Here is a 22,398-nt window from a genome sequence, read left to right on the forward strand (position 1 = left end):
TGCTGCTGGCGGCCAAGTTTCAATCCGCTAAAGCGCGTCTTCTTCTCTGCGACACGCGTTTTCGCTACCACAAGTTTCGGGTGATCTGGTTTCAATCCGCTAAAGCGCGTCTTCTTCTCTGCGACTGGCTCGACATCCTCGACAAGAACGAGAGCAGCGTCGTTTCAATCCGCTAAAGCGCGTCTTCTTCTCTGCGACGTGCGAAGTAGAGAGACAATCAATACACAACAAAGGGTTTCAATCCGCTAAAGCGCGTCTTCTTCTCTGCGACCTGCCCAAAGAAAGCTCGGCTGAAATAGTAGTGGAACAGTTTCAATCCGCTAAAGCGCGTCTTCTTCTCTGCGACGTCAGGCTAAATGATTTGCTCGATATTTAACGAGTTTCAATCCGCTAAAGCGCGTCTTCTTCTCTGCGACCGAGACCATTGGCCAGCACGAGAAAAATGTCACAGCGTTTCAATCCGCTAAAGCGCGTCTTCTTCTCTGCGACTTATATTGGGGTACATAATCATCAACGACAAGTGGGGTTTCAATCCGCTAAAGCGCGTCTTCTTCTCTGCGACTGAAACTGTATTGTTTTCCTCATCACGCCGGAGGAAGTTTCAATCCGCTAAAGCGCGTCTTCTTCTCTGCGACCCGCCCAACGCGATGTCCCTGCTCGATGTTCGTGAAGTTTCAATCCGCTAAAGCGCGTCTTCTTCTCTGCGACAAAATGAGAACCGATCGGCTCTCACAATGGGCAACAGTTTCAATCCGCTAAAGCGCGTCTTCTTCTCTGCGACTTGTGTTTCATGGCCGAGGTGGGGATTTTCGTGCAGTTTCAATCCGCTAAAGCGCGTCTTCTTCTCTGCGACGTCCCAAGGGTCTGAGCTGTGCTGACGGAACAGCAGTTTCAATCCGCTAAAGCGCGTCTTCTTCTCTGCGACGACCTTTTGTGAAAGCGTTTTAAAGTGTGCTCGCAAGTTTCAATCCGCTAAAGCGCGTCTTCTTCTCTGCGACACGGCGAATCAAGACCAGATCAAGCAGATATAGTGGTTTCAATCCGCTAAAGCGCGTCTTCTTCTCTGCGACGTTAAAATCTTTATGAGTACACCAATCAATCAACAAGTTTCAATCCGCTAAAGCGCGTCTTCTTCTCTGCGACAGTACGATCGGACTGGGAGGCAGCGTTGAAGCGAGCGTTTCAATCCGCTAAAGCGCGTCTTCTTCTCTGCGACACCAAATATTCAACCCGCCGACGACGACTACTAGTAGTTTCAATCCGCTAAAGCGCGTCTTCTTCTCTGCGACTTGCAAATCAGTCGCGAGACAGTTAACAAGCATCTCGTTTCAATCCGCTAAAGCGCGTCTTCTTCTCTGCGACGCGAGCTTCAGCGACTATCTTACTGGTAAACGTTCGGTTTCAATCCGCTAAAGCGCGTCTTCTTCTCTGCGACCGACGCAGTGGCAAAGGCATGGGTTCAACTCGAGAAGTTTCAATCCGCTAAAGCGCGTCTTCTTCTCTGCGACATCCCAATCTGCGCGTCGGCTTTCTTTGTTGTGGTGTTTCAATCCGCTAAAGCGCGTCTTCTTCTCTGCGACTTGCGGACCGCTTGAGACATGTGCGGCGTTGGGGAGGTTTCAATCCGCTAAAGCGCGTCTTCTTCTCTGCGACTCCGCAATCCAGCGTAGCACGGTGGCGATGCAGCGGTTTCAATCCGCTAAAGCGCGTCTTCTTCTCTGCGACGTAGTGCTACTTGTATCTGCCGTAGTGTTTTTTTTGAGTTTCAATCCGCTAAAGCGCGTCTTCTTCTCTGCGACATCCCAAATCGAGACCGAGAACAGGACCTCGCGTTGGTTTCAATCCGCTAAAGCGCGTCTTCTTCTCTGCGACTTAACTTTGGAAAGCGGTGAAGTTGTGGTTTTTTTGGTTTCAATCCGCTAAAGCGCGTCTTCTTCTCTGCGACACATCCATGCCCAGGTCTTAAAACAGATCTTCGATCGTTTCAATCCGCTAAAGCGCGTCTTCTTCTCTGCGACGGCTTGGACTTCGACGGAGATCGGCAGCAACTCGAGGTTTCAATCCGCTAAAGCGCGTCTTCTTCTCTGCGACTGAACAATTCAGTAGAGAACAGCGTCATCACCACGTTTCAATCCGCTAAAGCGCGTCTTCTTCTCTGCGACGACAACGGCACCCCTCTAAATGTAAATGGCGACATCGTTTCAATCCGCTAAAGCGCGTCTTCTTCTCTGCGACACGACAGCCGCTACGCGCAACTCGATCACATCCACGTTTCAATCCGCTAAAGCGCGTCTTCTTCTCTGCGACAGCAACATCGCGTCGGACTTAAAGATCCGGGGGATGTTTCAATCCGCTAAAGCGCGTCTTCTTCTCTGCGACTAAGGAGCGAATGATGAACATTCAAGATAACACTAGTTTCAATCCGCTAAAGCGCGTCTTCTTCTCTGCGACCTGCCCAACTATTAGGACCACCCCAGAAGGCTAAGTTTCAATCCGCTAAAGCGCGTCTTCTTCTCTGCGACGACACTCTATGGCCGTAGAGTGTCGGCCACCTTCTCGTTTCAATCCGCTAAAGCGCGTCTTCTTCTCTGCGACGCAACCAGCCACTCGCCCGCTCGCCCGTGTCCCCATGTTTCAATCCGCTAAAGCGCGTCTTCTTCTCTGCGACACATACACCCTCCTCCCATCCTCTCGCGCCGTAGCGTTTCAATCCGCTAAAGCGCGTCTTCTTCTCTGCGACTTGACGTGGCGAGCGACCTCGCGGCTGCGCACAAAGTTTCAATCCGCTAAAGCGCGTCTTCTTCTCTGCGACACAAATGCACTAACTGTGGCAGCGCCAGGCCTGATGGTTTCAATCCGCTAAAGCGCGTCTTCTTCTCTGCGACTGCAAAATCTAGTTGGTCCGGCCCTAATCTTAAGGTTTCAATCCGCTAAAGCGCGTCTTCTTCTCTGCGACCAAACATTTCCTCGGCATTGCCGTTAAACTCAATTCGTTTCAATCCGCTAAAGCGCGTCTTCTTCTCTGCGACCGCCCCAAAGCCAGCGGTGGTCCATCGCTTTCGTGTTTCAATCCGCTAAAGCGCGTCTTCTTCTCTGCGACGTTGTCACGAAAGACGACAAGCCGGTCGAAGCCGACGTTTCAATCCGCTAAAGCGCGTCTTCTTCTCTGCGACGCTCTATAACAGTAAAGCCTGTGAATCGAGAGCCGAAGTTTCAATCCGCTAAAGCGCGTCTTCTTCTCTGCGACCCATGCGAGCTAAGAACAACAACTCGAAGCAGGATCGTTTCAATCCGCTAAAGCGCGTCTTCTTCTCTGCGACTGGGAGGGTGGCGTTAGCGCGCAACCAGTCTGCTCGTTTCAATCCGCTAAAGCGCGTCTTCTTCTCTGCGACCAGTCCACGTACCTCTGGAAGGCAACGAGGGTCTTGTTTCAATCCGCTAAAGCCCGTCTTCTTCTCTGCGACAGGTCATTCTTTCCCTTAAGAAGCTTGCTAGTATAGTTTCAATCCGCTAAAGCGCGTCTTCTTCTCTGCGACAGGTGAATATGGCTTGCAACGGATTCAGTTGCATGTGTTTCAATCCGCTAAAGCGCGTCTTCTTCTCTGCGACTGAGAAAACGAAACACGTGTGAAGCAGAAGAGACAGTTTCAATCCGCTAAAGCGCGTCTTCTTCTCTGCGACATGGTTGTTCTGCCATTTAAAATAAAAGAACTTGCTGTTTCAATCCGCTAAAGCGCGTCTTCTTCTCTGCGACCGCCGGGTCGTGGGAGGAGTGGGTGCAAGAACCCAGTTTCAATCCGCTAAAGCGCGTCTTCTTCTCTGCGACATATGCCATGAGTCGGGTTTAGTGTTGCTGGTAAGTTTCAATCCGCTAAAGCGCGTCTTCTTCTCTGCGACGAAGGAGAGTCTTCGCACTGGCAACCCGGTCGATCTGTTTCAATCCGCTAAAGCGCGTCTTCTTCTCTGCGACAAAGGACTGTATCAGGATGCTTGTTGTGGGCTATCGTTTCAATCCGCTAAAGCGCGTCTTCTTCTCTGCGACAGCAAGAAACTGAAAGAGCACGGTGAAACACTCGAGTTTCAATCCGCTAAAGCGCGTCTTCTTCTCTGCGACAGCTCCGATCGATACGTAGTAACGGGGAAACCAGGGTTTCAATCCGCTAAAGCGCGTCTTCTTCTCTGCGACAGGAGCTTGCACTTCTCAACTACCCGAACGGTGGTGTTTCAATCCGCTAAAGCGCGTCTTCTTCTCTGCGACATGGCGAGTAGTCAACAATCAACCAGGAGGGAAAAGTTTCAATCCGCTAAAGCGCGTCTTCTTCTCTGCGACGACCGTGCCACTGCTCGAACGATGAGTAGCTACCAGTTTCAATCCGCTAAAGCGCGTCTTCTTCTCTGCGACATAATCCCTAGTTCGTATGAGCTAGGTCCGGCGAAAGTTTCAATCCGCTAAAGCGCGTCTTCTTCTCTGCGACCCGCCCGTGACTTTACGGATCAATCACAATTGGCCGGTTTCAATCCGCTAAAGCGCGTCTTCTTCTCTGCGACGTAAGCAGCTTAACAACTTAGTTTGAAACGAGGTGGTTTCAATCCGCTAAAGCGCGTCTTCTTCTCTGCGACGGACAGGACCTCGCCAGCGCAGCGATCATCCCCCTCGTTTCAATCCGCTAAAGCGCGTCTTCTTCTCTGCGACCTGACCCGAGCAAAGGAGATTCTCGATGAAACGAGTTTCAATCCGCTAAAGCGCGTCTTCTTCTCTGCGACACGATCAGAAGCTGGAGCTGGGTCAAGCCAACTGGGTTTCAATCCGCTAAAGCGCGTCTTCTTCTCTGCGACGGAGACGAAAATTATTATGAATACAGATGACGAAGACGTTTCAATCCGCTAAAGCGCGTCTTCTTCTCTGCGACACCACGAGCGTCAGTCCCTTGACCCCACTGGAGTCGTTTCAATCCGCTAAAGCGCGTCTTCTTCTCTGCGACGCCGCAAACGACACAACAATGGATTAAGGATAATCCGTTTCAATCCGCTAAAGCGCGTCTTCTTCTCTGCGACATGATTGGAATTCCGCCTACTATTCCCGCAAGATTGGTTTCAATCCGCTAAAGCGCGTCTTCTTCTCTGCGACAGGGTAGAATTATAGGAGACACCTATGATGGCTACGTTTCAATCCGCTAAAGCGCGTCTTCTTCTCTGCGACAAGCCTAGCGTGACGCGGCCGTCTCAGCCGAACTGTTTCAATCCGCTAAAGCGCGTCTTCTTCTCTGCGACGCGAGGTACGGATGGCTTGTGGCGTCCAAAGTAAGGTTTCAATCCGCTAAAGCGCGTCTTCTTCTCTGCGACCAGATCAACAAGATTGGACTCAACCGCGGCGGATACGTTTCAATCCGCTAAAGCGCGTCTTCTTCTCTGCGACTACTTTAAAACATAGCGCCCTGATAGACGGCGCGAGTTTCAATCCGCTAAAGCGCGTCTTCTTCTCTGCGACGTCCACATGTTTTGGTGAACGGAGGTAAGGATGTCGTTTCAATCCGCTAAAGCGCGTCTTCTTCTCTGCGACAAGACGAGGGGTGGATATTAGTCAAAGGTGATAAGGTTTCAATCCGCTAAAGCGCGTCTTCTTCTCTGCGACTGGAAAAGCCAGGAGGGCGTTGACTACATTAAGAAGTTTCAATCCGCTAAAGCGCGTCTTCTTCTCTGCGACTGGCCAAGGTCCCACCGGACTGGCCGGGCGAGCTGCGTTTCAATCCGCTAAAGCGCGTCTTCTTCTCTGCGACATGACTGGACATCTGTTCAATACAGCCTCCCGTATTGTTTCAATCCGCTAAAGCGCGTCTTCTTCTCTGCGACAAACTAAGGGGCTTTATGCCTTATTGGGTAGGAGGTTTCAATCCGCTAAAGCGCGTCTTCTTCTCTGCGACAAAGTGAGGTTTGCAACATCATGAGGATACTCACTGTTTCAATCCGCTAAAGCGCGTCTTCTTCTCTGCGACATATCTGGGAGGTTTTGAGAGCAAAAGGGATCTAGAGTTTCAATCCGCTAAAGCGCGTCTTCTTCTCTGCGACACCAAGGAGCTCGATCGGCCTTAACTTCTGGGAACGGTTTCAATCCGCTAAAGCGCGTCTTCTTCTCTGCGACGAAGCCTTTATCAGAGGGATGCCTGACTACAAAAGCGTTTCAATCCGCTAAAGCGCGTCTTCTTCTCTGCGACGAACTTGGCCCGGAAGACAGAGAAGGGGAATCTGAAGTTTCAATCCGCTAAAGCGCGTCTTCTTCTCTGCGACAGCAGATCAAACAGACGGTGGGGTCGCCCCTTGTCGTTTCAATCCGCTAAAGCGCGTCTTCTTCTCTGCGACTAGAACAGCATTACGGCAAAGGCTACGAGTTCGGCGTTTCAATCCGCTAAAGCGCGTCTTCTTCTCTGCGACGCGAGAAGCCTGACCAGATGGAGCGGATACGTCCGTTGTTTCAATCCGCTAAAGCGCGTCTTCTTCTCTGCGACGGCATCATCACTTGTGTGTGGATGGTGCAGAACAGTTTCAATCCGCTAAAGCGCGTCTTCTTCTCTGCGACATGGTGACAGCTCTTGCCTCGGCCAGTTGGTTTCTTGTTTCAATCCGCTAAAGCGCGTCTTCTTCTCTGCGACGACGTTAAATGGACCCAATGTTGGTCTTGCTGGTGTTTCAATCCGCTAAAGCGCGTCTTCTTCTCTGCGACCGACCCAAGCTTTGTCAAAATAGCACGAACGATGGGTTTCAATCCGCTAAAGCGCGTCTTCTTCTCTGCGACGTCAATCCGTCAAAGTTGGCCCTCACACCATTTACGTTTCAATCCGCTAAAGCGCGTCTTCTTCTCTGCGACTTCATGGTCAACGATAGGTTGGCCTGGTTGTGGGATGTTTCAATCCGCTAAAGCGCGTCTTCTTCTCTGCGACGAGATCGAAACCGGGGACTCAGTCCAGCTTACTCTGTTTCAATCCGCTAAAGCGCGTCTTCTTCTCTGCGACGTTGTGGAATAGCGTCCTGGCGGCTGGTGAATGATGTGTTTCAATCCGCTAAAGCGCGTCTTCTTCTCTGCGACTCAACTGAAACTACCTGTCTGTGATAGATGGCGAAGTTTCAATCCGCTAAAGCGCGTCTTCTTCTCTGCGACTGAGGGGAGTGGAGATTTACTTTATCACCGCCGATGTTTCAATCCGCTAAAGCGCGTCTTCTTCTCTGCGACAAAATCTTCATGGTGCGAATGGTCGGACTGCTCTGGTTTCAATCCGCTAAAGCGCGTCTTCTTCTCTGCGACAAGCAGATCTGTCCAGAGGTTTGCGGTTCAGAAAGGTTTCAATCCGCTAAAGCGCGTCTTCTTCTCTGCGACTAGTATTACTGGTTTTGGTGAGTGGCGTCGTGTTAGTTTCAATCCGCTAAAGCGCGTCTTCTTCTCTGCGACTTCCTAGCACACACGGAGGTAAGCAAATAATGTCGAGTTTCAATCCGCTAAAGCGCGTCTTCTTCTCTGCGACTTCCTAGCACACACGGAGGTAAGCAAATAATGTCGAGTTTCAATCCGCTAAAGCGCGTCTTCTTCTCTGCGACATGACTACCCAATTACTGTTTGATGCTCGTGGTCGGTTTCAATCCGCTAAAGCGCGTCTTCTTCTCTGCGACATTCATAAACGACGATTTACCCAGCTTGGTTGAGAGTTTCAATCCGCTAAAGCGCGTCTTCTTCTCTGCGACAAGCGCGACAGCGTCTTACATGCAATGCCATCGCCTCGTTTCAATCCGCTAAAGCGCGTCTTCTTCTCTGCGACCCGATGACGGGTTGCGTATTGTCTCTGGTGGGACGGGTTTCAATCCGCTAAAGCGCGTCTTCTTCTCTGCGACATCAAACAGTCACTCGTGGGCGGTGTTGTTGTTTTGAGTTTCAATCCGCTAAAGCGCGTCTTCTTCTCTGCGACTCGGAGAGATCCAGCGCAAATGTCGCGCTGGAAAGGTTTCAATCCGCTAAAGCGCGTCTTCTTCTCTGCGACTGTCGGCTCTCTAAACCTAGCGATACCAACTGTAAGCCCCCGCATTGGGCTAACCCGTCTTTTTTGGTCTCGCAGTGGCCGAAGCATACAACCAATTCGTCCCTCCGTGCAAAGGCAAAATGAACGCAGGCCGCGTATAGCGGGTCTGGGCTAAACCCCCGGCATTTTCGGGTTTCATGTGGTTAGCCCAACACGCGCCACGACCCTCCAAGAGAGCAATGAAGCCGCCAAGAAATCCCAGTAAGAATATGTGCTGCTGAAGGCGGCGCGGCACAACCGGGATCAGAGAATATACACCATTTTGTCCGTAGTTGTAACGGCTCGCCCGAGAGCGACGGTCTCTTTTCGACAGGCGGCACAGATGTCGTAATAGCGCACATTGTCTTCGGGCAAGACGACCAGGGCGACCGCGCGCCGCATCTCGTCGAAGAGTTGCTCGGTGATGACGCACTCGAAGACGCTGAACTGAACGCGATCGCCAAAGCGCCTCAACGTCTTGTGGAGTTGAGTGCGCCGCTTATCATCGGAGACGTCATATGCAACTACAATGAACATGGCTATAGTAGTCCGTAGTCAGTAGTCCGTAGTCCGTAGCGGGTAGTTCGCGTTCACTCATACACGAGAGGCCAGATCAGGAATCACCGGTCGCGCACCGCGTCTCTTAGTCGAGTGAGAAGGCCTCTTGCTTCGGTGCTTGCTGCTTTTATTCGACTAGTGGTCTGGCGGCGATGCCGGCCGGCGAACTCGATTATTCGCTGGGTAACGACCTCCGGCAATGACGGTGGCGGAACGACACGACCATCCGGGCTGAACGTGTGACCCAGGAACTTGAACGACTCGAGCGGCGAAACGACTCGGCTCTTCTCAGGATGGAGGCGAAGGCGGCGCTCGCGAAGGGTGGCTTGAGATTCGCGCATCACCGCGCGCGCGTCGGCTTCGGTCCGGCAAAGGATGACGAAATCGTCGCAGTAGCGGACGAGCCTGTGAGAGGGTTTCGTCATCGCCAGGTCGAACGGATGCAGGTAGACATTGGACAGCAGCGGCGAAAGCGGCGCCCCCTGGAGGGTACCTCGTGGAGACTTGAGCTTTTCGAGTCCCTTTAGCGCGAATGGCGCAGCGGCAACTAACCCAATAGCGGCGCCGCCTATGCCGAGGGCTTTGAGGGAGAACAACCCCCGAAGCGCCGCGCGTTGGGCTACGACGAGCAACAATCCGTCTTGAAGCAAGCGCCCCATGGCGGCGCGGCGGAGTTCCGAGCCCGGCGAGCTGTTTTGCGGCGATTCAGCTTCCGATTGCGCAGGCCAATCCGTTTCGGCTTGCTCGGGGCTATCAACACCAAGGCGCTCGCAGGCGAATTGATCGAGGCGGCTGTCGATGGCGTCGCGAACCGCCAGGTTCATTCCGGCTACTGAAGATCGCCAGCGCCGTATCCAGTCCAGGGTCGGGCGACCTCCGTCCAGCGCTCCGGCGTCGAGCCACTGCTTGATCAACTGCAATACATCCGGGTCGGGCAGTGTGCGAGCGAGGTCATCGAGGAGAAGCTGATGATCGAGCGCGCCGAAGAAGTTTTCGACGTCGGCGTCGACGGTCCACAGGAAGCCCTGGGCGCGAGCTACGACGAGGCGCTGGATGGCCATCTCGACAGAACGTTCGGGGCGAAAGGCAAAGCTACAATCGAGGAACTGCCTTTCGAACATGGGCTCGACGGCATCGAGCACGGCGCGCTGCGCGATGCGGTCGCGAACGGTGAGGATAGCGATCTCGCGCTGGCGGCCATCGGGCTTCAAGACGCAGACGTGGCGTGCAGGGAGCGGTTCGTAGGTCTTATCGAGCAGGTTGCGGCCGAGCTCTTTAAGGTTCGGCGCGAGATTGCGCTCGAAGGCGCGGATGCTGACGGCATCGGCGCCGGCTGAGCCGCGATTCGCGCGTACCTTGCGCCAGGCGACCTGGAGCGAGGGGATGGAAGAGATCTGGAGTAACAGGCCGTGTGACTGAGTTTGTTTGGTTCGTGGTTGCATAGGTCCTCCGATTACGGGTTGTTATTGATTGTCAGCATATCCAGACGTCAGGGTCGCGGCTGAGCTCGGCATCACTGTGCAGGCTGAACCGATCCCGGCAGTCCTGGCATAGCTTGTAGATCTGGACCTTGTCCTCGAGTCTATTCATGCGCATCTTCGATTCGTGGACGAGGGCGGCCATCCGCTGTTTTGAGAGCGAGCATTCAAAGACGCTGCGCTGGACTCGCTTCCCATACGCCTCCATCAACTTCGCGACTTCGCGGAGCCGCTTGTCGTCGCAAATGTCATAAGCCACTAGAAAAAACATGGTCCGTAGTCCGTAGTCAGTAGTCCGTATGTTCGGGGTTCGGAGTTCGACGTTCCGACTCCGGGACCCCGGAGTACGGACTACGGACTACTGACTACGGACTACGGACTAACCCCATCCTAGTGCCAGCCCCGGAAGGGCTGATATGGCGCGCCCTGTGATACGGTCCTTTGCATTGCGAGCGCTTGATCGTGAAGGACACGCCTGAAGTTCATTCGTTCGCCGGTGCGCCGGTGCGGGAACTCGGCGGTCATCAAGCGCTCATACTCGTTGAGAAATCGTTTACGTGCGGCGTCCTTGATCTGAATGCCCTGGAGGGCGTCGCCAGTGAAATCGTTCGCCTTTACCACTTCCAGATTTGTTACATTCAGCACGAGCCGGTCGGCAATCAGCGCGCGCAGCTCCTCGATTAGATCGAGCGCGAGCGAACAGCGGCCATAGTCAAGGCTGTGCAGGAAGCCTAAGTAAGGATCGAAGCCCACCGATACCAGTGCCCCGATTGCTTCGTTGTACAGCAGCGTGTAGGCGAAGCTGAGCAGGGCGTTTATCGGGTCAGTCGGCGGGCGGCGCGTTCGCTTTTTGAAATCCATCGAGCGGCGTAGCATCCGAGGAAAGCCTTTGAAATAGATCGCGGCCGCCTGGCCTTCTATTCCTCGAAGCACGTCGATGGTGGGTTTCTCGGTGGCCTTCACTGAAAGCCTTGCGAGTAGAGAGATCTCGAGCTGGAGCTTGCATTCGGGATGATTGCGCTGATGACGGGCGAGCACTTCTGAAGAGTTGTCGATCTTGCCGGATACGATGGCGCTAGCGACCTCGGCGGCGAAGCGGACATCGCGGACTCGCTCATACTGGCGCACGCGCAAAAAGGCGTTCTTGGATTCGAGCGGCGCGAGGCGGCCCTTGAGCTTGCCGTGTGAGCTGAGAAAGGTGGTGTCAATGCCGCGGTCGAGCAGGAAAGCCATGGCCTGGGTTGAGACTTGAACGTTGCCGAAGATTACGACTCGGTCAACTTTGAAGTCGTGAATCTCGGCGAGCTTGACGTTGTCGCGCTCGACGACGAGGCGGTTGTGAGTCTTGCGGAGAGTGGCTTGTTGGTCGGTGATGTAGAGAGTTGGCATTCTACGAGCACCCCCGCGTCCCGCAATGAGGACAGTACTTGGTTGATACCGGGACACGCTCGCCGCACCCCGCGCAGACAGGCCGGAGTTTCTGATACTGACCCTCGCTGATGACTTGCGTACCGGCTAGATAGTCCTCGATCCGCCGGCCAGTCGGGTTGAGCCACACGAACGCGAGCGAGACAAGCTCATACGCTATTGCGAATGGCACAAGCGCCCACGTGCAATAGGCAGCCTGGCCGAGAGCAATTGACAAACGTCGTAGCGCGGCTCGGCAAATCCCACAAGGCTGCTTTGATGACACGGACACAACTCGAAGGCGGAAGATCCACTTGCCTGGGCCGCGGCCCGAAGGCGCGCCGTCACATATCAAGTGATAAGCAATGACTACGAACACCCACGGAGGGAACACGTAAGCGATGAATGGCAGCGGCGCCAAGCGATCGATCACTTCCGCCAGGAGACGGCGCGCCACGGTCGATTGCCGGCTTGTGACTGCCGAGGACTGAATGGTGTGCGCAGCCGCGCCGCAAGCCGGGCAGAAGCTCGCAGCGTTCGGTAGCCGGGCGCCACATTCGCAGCCTGCGGATTCGCGCATTCTCGCGAGCCGAGCAGCGGTGGTATTCATTAGCGCGCTTCTGATCATTCCCATGATTTTCACCTCATTTAGAACATCGGCGCAGCTCACGCCCTGCGACGAAGTACGCTTCCACGCCGGGACCGTCCGTGACGCACCCACGTTGCGGGTCAATCTTCAGCACCCGTACATTAGCCGGCATCTCGATCGCACCTTCCAGCAGGTCCGGGCGATAGAGCTTGACTCCATTCCTTATGAATGACGCCCAGATCGGCATTGCCGTGGTCACGCCTTGAAAGCCGTGCTCGAGCTTGAGAGCAGGCTTGTTATGCGGCATACCGACCCAGGTGACTACGATGAGTTTTTTCGAAACTGATACGAACCAGAGATCGGCAACTTCTCCGGTTCCCGTTTTCGCGGATACCTCTGCATCGCTCGACAAGCCAGCGAGACTGAGTGCTCCGCTCGCCGTTCCGCCCGGCTTGAGCACCGAGCGCATCATCTGCGTCAGGACATAAGCGGGCGCAGGATCAACGATGCGAATCGGCAATGGGCGCGGCAGGTTGATTCTTGCGCCGTCGCGATAGACGGCTGCGAATGGCGTATGCGATACCTTCGCCCCGCCGTTAGCGAAGATGCTGTAGCCTTCGCACAAGTCGAGGGCGGTGGTTTCGCTGCCGGCCGATCCGCCGATCGCAAGCATGCCGGTCAGGTCGTCTGAGTAGGCGCCGGTGGCTCTGTGTATGAACTCCCGTACAGAAGCGAGCCCTGCGTCGTGAGCCGCGACCACCGCCGCGCCGTTGTCGCTGCGAGCGAGCAGCGCGCGCGCAGTTCCGGGCGCGCCAACGTGGCTTGTTGGGCGATAGTCATCAACCTGATCATTCTGAGGGTCGATGATAGTAGCTTCGGTGAACGGTTCGCCCGCGTGCCACCCGTGATCTACTGCTTGCAAGTAAACGAACGGCTTGATCGCAGATCCGGTAGAGCGCTTTGCGGTGGCGTAGTTGAACTCGCTGTTGCGCCCGTTGGCCATCGCGAGAATCTCACCCGTCTGCGCGTCCATGGCCACGAGCGCAGCTTGTATCGGCTCATCGCCTCGCTGATCAGCGGGCAAAGTGCGGCGAACGCGCGCGACCATCGGGTCCATGCGAGAGAGCTGATCGTTCACCGCTTTGCAGGCCGCGATCTGAAGCTCCGGCTCGATCGTCGTAAAGATGTGGACGTTACCCGCCGCGAAGTCCCGGCCAAGGGTTTCAGTAAGCTCGCTTGCAGCGAGATTCTCAAACGGCTTCGAGATCAGATCGAGCGAGCGCTCAGGTTGCTGCTGGCTGGCGAAGATGAACCTGAGGGGCTCGGCTTTTGCCTGGGCGATGGTTTCGGCGGAGTAGCGGTTGGGGGAAAGTTGTTGCATTAAGTTCAAGACTCTTTCGCGGCGAGCAAGAAGCAATGAGTAGTCGTTATTATGCGCGGCTCGAAGATAAATTTCCGGCTGATTCAAGAGAGCCGCCAGACTGGCTGATTGGGCAACAGTGAGGCTCCGGACCTCAGCGCCAAAGAACTCTTGAGCGGCAGCCTCAAACCCCAGCAGAGTCGGGCCGTTCTCAACATGTCCGAGATAGACGTTGTTCGCGTATGCACAGAAGATTTCCTGCCGGGTCATCATTCGAGTTGCGGCGAGCGACAGGAATAGCTCACGCTCCTTTCGACTAAAGGTCTTGTCGCTCTCCTTGAGCACCGCTATTTTCATCAATTGCTGAGTCAAGCCCGATCCGCCGGACGTCCTCTTGAACCCGCTGGTTATCCACTTGAGGCCGCTGCGCGCGATACCAAGCTCATCGATTCCGTTGCTTGATTCGAACGTCTTGTCCTCGCTGGCGCGAACGGCGTCGTACAACGGCGAGGGTATGTAGGCAGAGGCTGGAAGGACTATGCGGCGGACATTCATTTCTCGCGCACGCTCGTCGCGAACCATGCGCATTAAGGCAATCAAGGTTTCCGGCTCGACCTCGACCTGATCGACCGGGCGAGAATCGACCGAAATGGCGGCGATTCGATCGCCTTCAAATGTGAGCGTGCAACTAGGGAGTTCGGGAAGCCGCGAGCGGATGTGCAGCGTTCGGCCTGGGAGCGCACCTGGGAGCACAGGCGTCCCGCCTGCAAGATGTGAACTCGCATGACCTAATTCGCCGTCTAACCAAAAAGTTCCAGGCACTCCGTGTTCACTGCTTCTGAAGCCTACGCGAGTCAGGTGTTCAATGATTTGCTTGGGGGCGTACCTGCTGATTGCGGCGATAGACTTTCGAGCGAGCGAAAACAATCGTTCCGGTAAGGTTGCCGTTGTTAGACTCTGCTCTTGGTAGCAGCGACCATGCACCTCCACCAGGCAAGCTGGTGGCATCCTAGCAGCTTTCACACAGTTTGTGCGGTAGGTGGTATCCCTGATTTCCACCGGCCCCGCTCTGCTTGCGGAGAAACTACAATAGTGGCATCCAGTATTTGTAGACGTGCAGCTGCTGCGGAGTCGGCCTGTGGTAGAGCTTCACGGGAATCCAATTCCGATAGAGGCACCCAATGATAGTCCCCGCTTGCACCGGTCCTTGGATGAACAAGTGAAGCTCCGTACAGCCGATTGATTCGAAGTATCGCCGTTTATCTCGAAGAGAATTGACGAGTTGCTCCAGGTCCGCTGTGCATTTGATGCCGTCCATGGTCAGCTCTTCGATGGGCATCGGCCAGCCTTTGGATCGAAGGAGCTGGTCAACTTGCGGCTTCATCGAGTTAGTAGTATCAACGAGCGACACTGCCAGAGCGGCAGGCCCGGAGGTCTTTACACCTTCATGAAGTGAGATAAGCTGCTGGAAGTTTTCAAACGGCGGAGTCTTTCGGGCGAGGTCGCGCAGTTGCGTGTTTTGCTTCCAGAGGCGAAACGCGGCATAGGCTGCGAACACGACGTAGCGACCTGAAGAATGTTTGCGAGCCAACCGATGGAACTGCCTAATGAATTGAGCCAGGTAAACATGGTCAAGCCTTTCGTCGCTAGTCAGTTGTAACTTGTCAGTTGTAACTTGTAACTCGTCACCGAGCTTTGAGTGCTAACGACTGACTTCTGATCTCTGACCTCTGACTTCCGACCTCTGACTTCTGCTCACTTCGTCCTCGTCAGAGTCCGAATTCAAACCCTATCTCTTCGATCTCTTGCCGGCTAAGAACGACGCCTGCCGGGATTCGTGATTTCAGCTTGAAGACGATGGCCTTCTCGCCAGTTTGTTGAGTGTACTCGGTGCGATTGACCGGCACGGCGTGTTCAAGAGTTCGCTTAAGACCGCAGAGCGTCAACGGCTGGTAGGTGTACGAGCCAAAACTGGTGATGACCGAAGTGTTAAGCAGCCTTATTGTCATCTGAGTCGTTAATCGATCGGTGCCACGTCAACGGGATCGTTGAACCGTCCAGCAAGGTTGTTAGACATTCCGCAGGTGACATGAGCTATACCGACCTCAACTGTCCGAATATTCGTTGCCATTCTTTTCCAGCAGCGGCAGACCTATTTCCTCCTTGCTAGCCAATGGCAGGGGTATTGGTTCAGGGCGTCGTTTATTACCGACGAACCATTCAAACTGCATCCCTTCAGGATTGGGTTTAGCGAAGTCCCCGTGAGGTTCAACATAGTAAGGCGGACGGGGATAGTGGATAGGCAAACCTATGGAGGGTTCAGTGAGCAGTGCTTGCAAGTCTTTGACATTTTCCAGTTCGAGAAAATCCTTGCCGTAAAGCTCTTTCATCTTCGTCTTGAATGAAATGACACAACGCTCACGCCAGACGCTCTCCGTGATGGTTCGCCAGCCACTTGTGTCCAACATGGCATAACGTTCGCCCGGATCGCAGATTTCCACCTTCTCTACTTTGACCAAGACACTGCCGAACCCAAGCGGCTTGGCGAAACCGAGGCGATGATGCCAGCCCTCGAGTTCCAGAGCCCAAAGCAGCGCGCCCACCTCTTCTTTTGCCAGATTCTCGAATTCCACCGTGAAAGTGAACGCCCCAGATTTCAACACGCCGCTGGCAGTGCGATTTTGATCGTCTTCTCTCCAGCCCGAGCGTACATACTCTTGCTCGCTAAGCATTTGCCCGTGATGCCGATACACCTTGCGCCCTCGCAACCGCGCTTGGTTGTCATCGTAGTTGAGTTTGCCTGTTCGATCAGGCTGCCCGTCCCCCCTTACCAGATAGAAGTTGGTGGTAGTTGGTTTGGGACTTGAAAGAATGGCAAGAGGGATTGGTGTCTCGAACGCCTCAATTGTGCCTGCGACCGGCTTGCCGTGCGAGAAGCGGACACGGCCAGCGTAGGCGGTTTGTTTACCTTGTGCTTGCTTCTCCTCTCCGGAGACCCAGCCAAAGATACGGCACGCCGGGCACAGCGTTTGTGCGTCATTGCAGCGATGAAGGCGCGGAGGCAACAGATCACCTATGGAGCGCTTGTATCCCACTCGTGGAACGGAAACGGGAACAATGAACTCGACTTGGGGGTTATTCGATGTTCCGTTCAAGAATGCGTATACAAGCTCGCCGCCTTTCAATTGTCGCTCCTCATCTCTGTACACGAAGCGACTGAGAGCGGGTTCGTCACCAACACGCTTATCGATTGGTTGGCCTTGCCGAGAGCGGTTCTGCACTTTATCGCGGTGGCGTTCTTGATAGTCTGAGATCAACCCTTCGTAGGCTCTACGGACAGGCTCATCCAGACTGATTGTCTCAGGGCAAGAATCGTCTTCCTGATCTCGGAAGAAAAACCGCTCGCTGTGTTTCGGCTCAATGTTTTGATTTGTCAGGCAAAGCCATCCCGGTTTCACAACCTGACCGTCGCGTAAATTACTTTCTAGTTCATCTCTGCTGTTGCCAAGCGCAACAACATCCCAGAACTTTATTCGAGGGTGAGGGTGCTCAGTCAGTTGCATTATGGCGAAACACTCTTTGCCATGAGTCAAATCGCGCAGCTTTACTTCCATGCCAGCTTTTGTACGAACTTTGAAGAGGCGCGTTCTGCGATTTTGCGGCTCTTTCACCAAAGTCCCGCTTGGCTTGATTGGCCAATAGCGAAAGAGCCATGCCGCATATTGTTCGTCTCTCGGCCCGGTACCGATTCGCAAATCTGCCGTGCCCGTTAGCAAACGCAAGAGCCAGCCCGACGCGCTTTTTTCCACTCGCGCTGGAACCAACCAAGGAGCCTGCCTTGAGTCAAAGTGATAGCTCAACCTCTTGTTGGTGAAAACCGCAAAACAGGAATTCGTCGCGGTCTCGAATATTGCACGAATCATTCCGCGCAAGCTGCTAGCAGGCAAAGCTGGTTGTCCTTCGTACTCGAAAAATCGGTAAATCTTGTGCCCTTCCTTCTCCTTATCTTTCAACTCTCGTACCGCATGCGAGTCGGAGATGAACAGCGGTGTCTTTGCGTCAACGCGACAAGTGATGCGCCCGGTTAACCCGATATAGCGGTCGTGCGGCGGCGGCGGACAATTGCCCAAGTTGTGATCGGTTGGGCGTTCACGCTCCAGGTAGCGCACGAAGTTGTAGGGATTGAGAAAGCGATACGGGCCTTTGCGCTCTTTGGTCTTCGGTTCTTCGCTGGTTGAGACTTGATTTTGCGTGTTCTGCTCGACAGCCATGCCTGCTCCTCCTTCTACTCTGCCAACTCACGCAACCAGACGAACTCTACGCGTCCGGCGCGGCTGAACGTCCAATAACAAATGCGCACTCGTTGCCAAGCTGCCGTCGCGGCTGGCTCAGGGTAGTCGAGTGACGCGCGGCCTACCCGGTCGTCAAACCAGCGGGTTTGCCCGTCTTTGCGCTCGCCCCAGAGCAAGGCGCTTTCATCGCAACGGTGAAAAGTGACAACCTTGGTTTTCGTCCAGAACTTATCTGGCGCCGATTGATTGCTAGATGGCGGTTGCGCAGTGGGTTTGCCGATAAAGCGCCAGCGAAAGTTTGCGCCATCACGTCGCAACTCCAAATCGCCTCCATCGCCGAACAATCGGCCACGCTCCAACAGGTTGATCTCGTCCGGCAGCGCGTCTCGCTCGAAATCTATCCGGCTGGCATATTCCCAGATGCGGAACGGCATTTCGTTCAGGCTGTACTTTGATAGCAACTCAGCCAATTCGGTTTCCGCGCACAGACCCCCCCAGATTGCCAGATCAGCTTCGCCATATTGCTTCCCTGTTGTTACTTCGGTGACAAGTTGATTGAAGTCCACTGCTTTCTGCTTTGCGCTCATAGCGTCTCCTTCCTGGGATAAAGGTGATCGACCTTCCCGAAGTAGGTGTCATCGCATCGCTCAATACCCCAATCACATTTCTTGATTTCTTTCTTGAATGCTTCTACCCAGTGTTCGACTTGAGTCAGCCATTGTAGCTGGGTGTCGTTGTTCAAAGCGGCCACGCGATATACACCGCTGCTCGTTGTTACTGGCAGCCCAAAGCCATCATCACCCAGAAACCCGAGTTGCGCTTCCCAGTCGCCTGTTGGAATGTGAACTCGCCCGAAGCCTTTGGCTGCGCCGAACCCAACACTGAGCCAACCGTCGCGCAGGTCTCGTAACACCAGCACCAACCAGCCCAATTCCCACGGCTCCGGGTTCTCCAGATGCATGCGCACGCGGAAAGCCGGACGCCACAGCGCGAGGGCGTCAAACTTGAATTGGTCCGCACCGCCGCCGGTGAAGCGGTCAATCGCCAGGAAATCCTGCATCTTGTATTCCGGTTTTTCTCCGGAGAACGGCGCGTCTTCGACGATCAAGCGACTGCCGCGTTGCGTGCTGCCGAACAAACGGCAGGCCAAGCAAAGTTGAGGTTGATTGTCTTTCTCTTTCTCAGTGGCTGCCTTGTTATTGTGCTTGGGACGGTTTTTGAACAAACTGTCGCAGCTTTCGAGAGATGGGATGATTCCTCCCAAGCGACTTGCCAGAGGATGACAGGCCGGACAATGACGCAGGAACTCTTGGGTATTATTCGCCGCCGACGTGGCTAGCGTGCGCGCGATGCGCTCAGCGTGCGAGCGCAGCACGCCGCGCAACCCTGCGCCAGGCAAAACCGGCTTGGCCCAATCTGCAACAGCACTGGTCAATGGCGCGTGATCGAAGCCGCTGATGCAGCCGGAGGTGGCGTCATTTGTTAGCAATGGTCCATCAGCTTGCAACGCGAAGGTGAGGTTGAGCCAGCATCTTGCGACCGTTTGCGCATCTGTTGACTGAATTTCGATCTGTCCCACTTGCTGTGACAGCCACCCGGAGACTTCCTGAGCGCCTTTTTTCCAAGGGTAATCCTCGCGTAGGAAGTTCATCAGTTGGGCTTGCTGATTCAAATCAAGTCCGACACAACGCACGTCCTGTAGCGTAAATGCGCCAAGCCCACGCGCTACACGTCCGCCCAGCCAAGCTCGCCCGGCTTGCCACTCGGCCAATCCGGCAGCCAGCAATTGTTCGCCCCGTTCATCGGTTCCGCGCAACTCCAACCGCAACTCGAAAGCGCATCCCTGCGGGATTGCTTCGAGATCGAATTTGACTGCGCCCGCTCGCGCCGCTGCGCCGGTAGCCCGATCAATTCCCACACTGTCACGGATAAAACTGGCTGTGCCGTCCTTCAGCTTCGCGTCAAAGACCAACAACCGGGATGCAGTGGCAGGGCTATTCTCTTCGTCTGTCGGATTCACATCGCCGAACAGATGGCAGACTTCGCAACCACAAGCCTTGCCGTCATCGGCCCCCAGCGCTTTACAAGCCCGCACTCCCAGATGCGGAACCAAGCGGGTCAGCAGAGCGCGTAACGCGCCCGCAATCGCAGTGCCTGGGATGAGAGGGTGACCAGCCCCGTCGCGCCGAATCAAGGCATCGGTCGTCTCGTTGCCTACGCCAGCGCCGAGGTGAACAGCGGTGCGCGCCTGCATCGTTCCAGTAATGACGCAGTATTGTGTCATTGTCTTTTCCCCTTTCTCGCCAACTCAGCAGTGGCAGCCACTCGGTCGGCCAGCATCATTACGCCACGCGCCTGACACTGCTTGCCGTACTTGCCAACCAACTCTTCTAACTTCCGAAGCAGCTTACTAATCAGTTCAAGGCCCTTAGGGTTGAGCTTGCTTTCTTTGCTCCGGTCTCCGTAATCAGGAATCAAATCACGCAACTCCTGGCTCGGGCTGTCGGCCAATTTCAGCAACTCCTTGTTTAGCTCCGACTCCGCATGGCGCGCCAACAGCCATCGCGCAACCGCTGCGAACATCTCTGACTGACATTGCACCCAGTGCTTCTCTCGATCCAACACCCTCTGCCATTCCTTCTCGAAGCGGTCTTCTTTGCGCAGCAGGTGCTCGCCATCTCCCAAGCGTAGATCGTTGCCGAGTTGTAGATCGCTTTGTGTGATTCCCTGACCGCCCACATAAACCGGATGATTGAAGACTACACGCCCAAAGCCTTCTTCGCGCCGCAAGCCGATTCCGTCTCGCTCGACTTCTCTCAAGCGCTGCTGCCAATCTTCTGGCGGCTCAACCAAGCGCAACCCGACCGAGGAACCAGCCTCAATCACTGTGTCACGCCAGCGCGGTAATCCTAAGTGCCCGTTGAAACCGTCCACGTGGCGGGTGCTGGCAAAAACGTTCAGGGTGCTGGGATCAACCGTAAGCTTCAACTCACGACCCATCCAGTCGGCGTCGAAACTCAAGTGATAACGTCCCCAAGCATCGGTGATGATCGTATCAGTCAACAGCGTGAGCGTGAGTTGCTGGGGGTCAGTTACACGATTTTCCAGCGGTACGCCAATCCACACCGGCTCTTTGCCCGCGCCATCCTCGAAACGTGCCGTCACTCGACCGTAGCCGCGTCGCGTCGCCTTACCCAACCGCAGTTCGAACGCCTGGCCGAGCGCTGGCAGCCCCGTCATCTGCTGGAATCGTTGCCAAGCAGCGTCGTCAGCAAAAGTCACCTCCCCGACGAAATACTGTCCGGCGTCTAAGGCGGAGTACGCAAAGAGGTCACCGGTGGCCACACGCTGTTGTACTGGGTTGATCTGAATGTGTAGTTCGCTGCGTTGGCTTAGGTGAAAAGGCTGCGGCGGTTGTTTGGCAACGACAAAGCCGTCTAACGCTCGCAAGGGCGTCTTCTCTTTTTTCTCAGCCCAACACTGCGGGCACTGTTGCGCTGCAGGTGATGATTGGTGCGCGAAGCCCTGAGCACCATGCTGATCGGGCTTCACTGCCAACCCGGGAAAGATTTTGCAAGTTAGCAAGTCTCGCGGCGCAGGGATGCAGGGATACAGTGCATCGCCGTGTCCCACCAACTCGGCAGGGCATAGCGACGAGAAACTGACTTGCCCGCGAAGAATCAAGCCAACGAAACCCTCATAGTTCGTCTTCTCGTCAAGTTTGACCCGTTCGGCAATACATGCCGCAAAAGCGCCGCGCAAAGTTACGCCGGAGATGGCGTCCAGCGTTTCGAACTGGTTCCCTGCATCGCCACGCCGCGCTAAAGTGATTGGCTCGTCAATACGCACGATCAATCGTCGCCGCACAGTGTGTGGGGCGACGCTCGCGGCGACTGCGACTTTGGGGATTAACCGTGAAGGAATGCTCCGCGCTGGCGCCTGCTTGGAGAGCCAGCGAGTCTCGAAGCGATTAAGCAAAGCCTGCTCCAGTGACTGATCCTCAGCTTTCGTAACGCCGGGTAGAGACGCTGGCTCAGCCAGATGGATTCGGCACTCTCCCTGGCCGCGCCGCCGCGAACGCCCCAGTTCGCGCACGTTACGCGCCGCTGCCATCAGCAAGGCGGCTTCATCCAGCGCCTTCTCGCCCTCACTCCCACAGTCAGCCGTGAAGCGAAAATGCAAGCGGCCGTCACCCTGTTCCTGTGAAAAGAGTTTGCCCGCTTCCGCGCGGCGTGTCTGTGGATTGATGCGAACACGATGCACGACCTGTGCTGCGGTCGTTCCTGGCTTCCAGCCACTCTTGCTTGATCCTACCTGTTCCAATCCGACAGGTCGCGCGGAAGAGATATCCCATCGCTTCGGCGTGCGCGGCGTACCGAACAAGCGGCAGACTGGGCATTCATCGGCATAAGGATTATACTGGCCGCAGTAAAGCGGCGTTCCTTCTCCAGCTTTGCCGGAACGTTCGCAGTTCCTCTGATCAAATGGCTGCAGTTGCAGCAACCGCCATAAGCCATCGCGCAGCAGACCAGTCACAGCAGTTCCGCGCAGAACCGGGACACCGTCTGACTCGCGCAATAAGGCGGAATCAACGCCCGCGCCCAATCCGCCGCCTGCGCTAACATGGTAATCGGAGTGCAATTCAATCTCGAAAGTGAGCTTCACAGGCATT

General features: G+C 55.1%; 12 protein-coding genes and 1 CRISPR repeat array. All 12 genes read right to left on the bottom strand.

The window, feature by feature from the left end:
* The first annotated feature begins 16 nt into the window (after positions 1-16).
* Positions 17-8,024: a CRISPR direct-repeat array (repeat unit 37 nt; unit sequence GTTTCAATCCGCTAAAGCGCGTCTTCTTCTCTGCGAC).
* Positions 8,025-8,306: 282 nt separating this feature from the next.
* Complete coding sequence (gene cas2 / locus AABO57_08705) at positions 8,307-8,579, bottom strand: CRISPR-associated endonuclease Cas2 (GenBank protein ID MEK6285806.1); 273 nt, start codon at positions 8,577-8,579, stop codon at positions 8,307-8,309.
* 83 nt (positions 8,580-8,662) lie between these two features.
* Positions 8,663-10,042 carry a reverse transcriptase domain-containing protein gene (locus tag AABO57_08710; GenBank protein ID MEK6285807.1) on the bottom strand — a complete coding sequence of 460 codons (1,380 nt, stop codon included), beginning with the start codon at positions 10,040-10,042 and terminating at the stop codon, positions 8,663-8,665.
* A 31-nt stretch (positions 10,043-10,073) separates the two neighbouring features.
* Complete coding sequence (gene cas2 / locus AABO57_08715; protein MEK6285808.1) at positions 10,074-10,349, bottom strand: CRISPR-associated endonuclease Cas2; 276 nt, start codon at positions 10,347-10,349, stop codon at positions 10,074-10,076.
* Between the two features lie 119 nt (positions 10,350-10,468).
* Positions 10,469-11,467 (bottom strand): CRISPR-associated endonuclease Cas1, encoded by a 999-nt coding sequence (gene cas1, locus AABO57_08720; GenBank protein ID MEK6285809.1) that lies wholly within the window; start codon positions 11,465-11,467, stop codon positions 10,469-10,471.
* A gap of 1 nt (position 11,468) precedes the next feature.
* Positions 11,469-12,119, bottom strand: a complete 651-nt coding sequence (locus AABO57_08725) for an RDD family protein (protein ID MEK6285810.1) — start codon at positions 12,117-12,119, stop codon at positions 11,469-11,471.
* A gap of 10 nt (positions 12,120-12,129) precedes the next feature.
* Positions 12,130-14,187 (bottom strand): transglycosylase domain-containing protein, encoded by a 2,058-nt coding sequence (locus AABO57_08730; protein ID MEK6285811.1) that lies wholly within the window; start codon positions 14,185-14,187, stop codon positions 12,130-12,132.
* Between the two features lie 331 nt (positions 14,188-14,518).
* The gene (locus tag AABO57_08735) at positions 14,519-15,025 is read right to left on the bottom strand and encodes a hypothetical protein (GenBank protein MEK6285812.1); all 507 of its coding nucleotides are present in this window, start codon (positions 15,023-15,025) and stop codon (positions 14,519-14,521) included.
* A gap of 178 nt (positions 15,026-15,203) precedes the next feature.
* Positions 15,204-15,443, bottom strand: coding sequence for a DUF1874 domain-containing protein (locus tag AABO57_08740; GenBank protein ID MEK6285813.1), 240 nt, complete (start codon positions 15,441-15,443; stop codon positions 15,204-15,206).
* Positions 15,444-15,539: 96 nt separating this feature from the next.
* On the bottom strand, positions 15,540-17,705 hold the full coding sequence (locus AABO57_08745) for a TIGR03986 family CRISPR-associated RAMP protein (protein ID MEK6285814.1): 2,166 nt from the start codon (positions 17,703-17,705) through the stop codon (positions 15,540-15,542).
* A gap of 14 nt (positions 17,706-17,719) precedes the next feature.
* Positions 17,720-18,313 (bottom strand): CRISPR-associated protein Csx19, encoded by a 594-nt coding sequence (csx19, locus tag AABO57_08750; GenBank protein MEK6285815.1) that lies wholly within the window; start codon positions 18,311-18,313, stop codon positions 17,720-17,722.
* Entirely contained in the window at positions 18,310-20,010 is a 1,701-nt protein-coding gene (locus tag AABO57_08755) for an RAMP superfamily CRISPR-associated protein (protein ID MEK6285816.1), read from the bottom strand. Before AABO57_08755 ends, csx19 begins: the two co-directional genes overlap by 4 nt.
* Positions 20,007-22,397: an RAMP superfamily CRISPR-associated protein gene (locus tag AABO57_08760; GenBank protein MEK6285817.1), complete on the bottom strand. Its 2,391-nt coding sequence runs from the start codon at positions 22,395-22,397 to the stop codon at positions 20,007-20,009. The genes AABO57_08755 and AABO57_08760 overlap by 4 nt, the downstream gene beginning before the upstream one ends.
* Position 22,398 lies beyond the last annotated feature (1 nt).

This window comes from Acidobacteriota bacterium, from assembly GCA_038040445.1.
GTDB classification, from domain to species: domain Bacteria; phylum Acidobacteriota; class Blastocatellia; order UBA7656; family UBA7656; genus Onstottus_A; species Onstottus_A frigus.

Excerpts from the sequence above, each read along its gene's own strand:
- cas2 (MEK6285806.1), bottom strand. The coding sequence starts at position 8,579 with ATGTTCATTGTAGTTGCATATGACGTCTCCGATGATAAGCGGCGCACT.
- AABO57_08710 (MEK6285807.1), bottom strand. The coding sequence starts at position 10,042 with ATGCAACCACGAACCAAACAAACTCAGTCACACGGCCTGTTACTCCAG.
- cas2 (MEK6285808.1), bottom strand. The coding sequence starts at position 10,349 with ATGTTTTTTCTAGTGGCTTATGACATTTGCGACGACAAGCGGCTCCGC.
- cas1 (MEK6285809.1), bottom strand. The coding sequence starts at position 11,467 with ATGCCAACTCTCTACATCACCGACCAACAAGCCACTCTCCGCAAGACT.
- AABO57_08725 (MEK6285810.1), bottom strand. The coding sequence starts at position 12,119 with ATGGGAATGATCAGAAGCGCGCTAATGAATACCACCGCTGCTCGGCTC.
- AABO57_08740 (MEK6285813.1), bottom strand. The coding sequence starts at position 15,443 with ATGACAATAAGGCTGCTTAACACTTCGGTCATCACCAGTTTTGGCTCG.
- AABO57_08745 (MEK6285814.1), bottom strand. The coding sequence starts at position 17,705 with ATGGCTGTCGAGCAGAACACGCAAAATCAAGTCTCAACCAGCGAAGAA.
- csx19 (MEK6285815.1), bottom strand. The coding sequence starts at position 18,313 with ATGAGCGCAAAGCAGAAAGCAGTGGACTTCAATCAACTTGTCACCGAA.
- AABO57_08755 (MEK6285816.1), bottom strand. The coding sequence starts at position 20,010 with ATGACACAATACTGCGTCATTACTGGAACGATGCAGGCGCGCACCGCT.
- AABO57_08760 (MEK6285817.1), bottom strand. The coding sequence starts at position 22,397 with ATGCCTGTGAAGCTCACTTTCGAGATTGAATTGCACTCCGATTACCAT.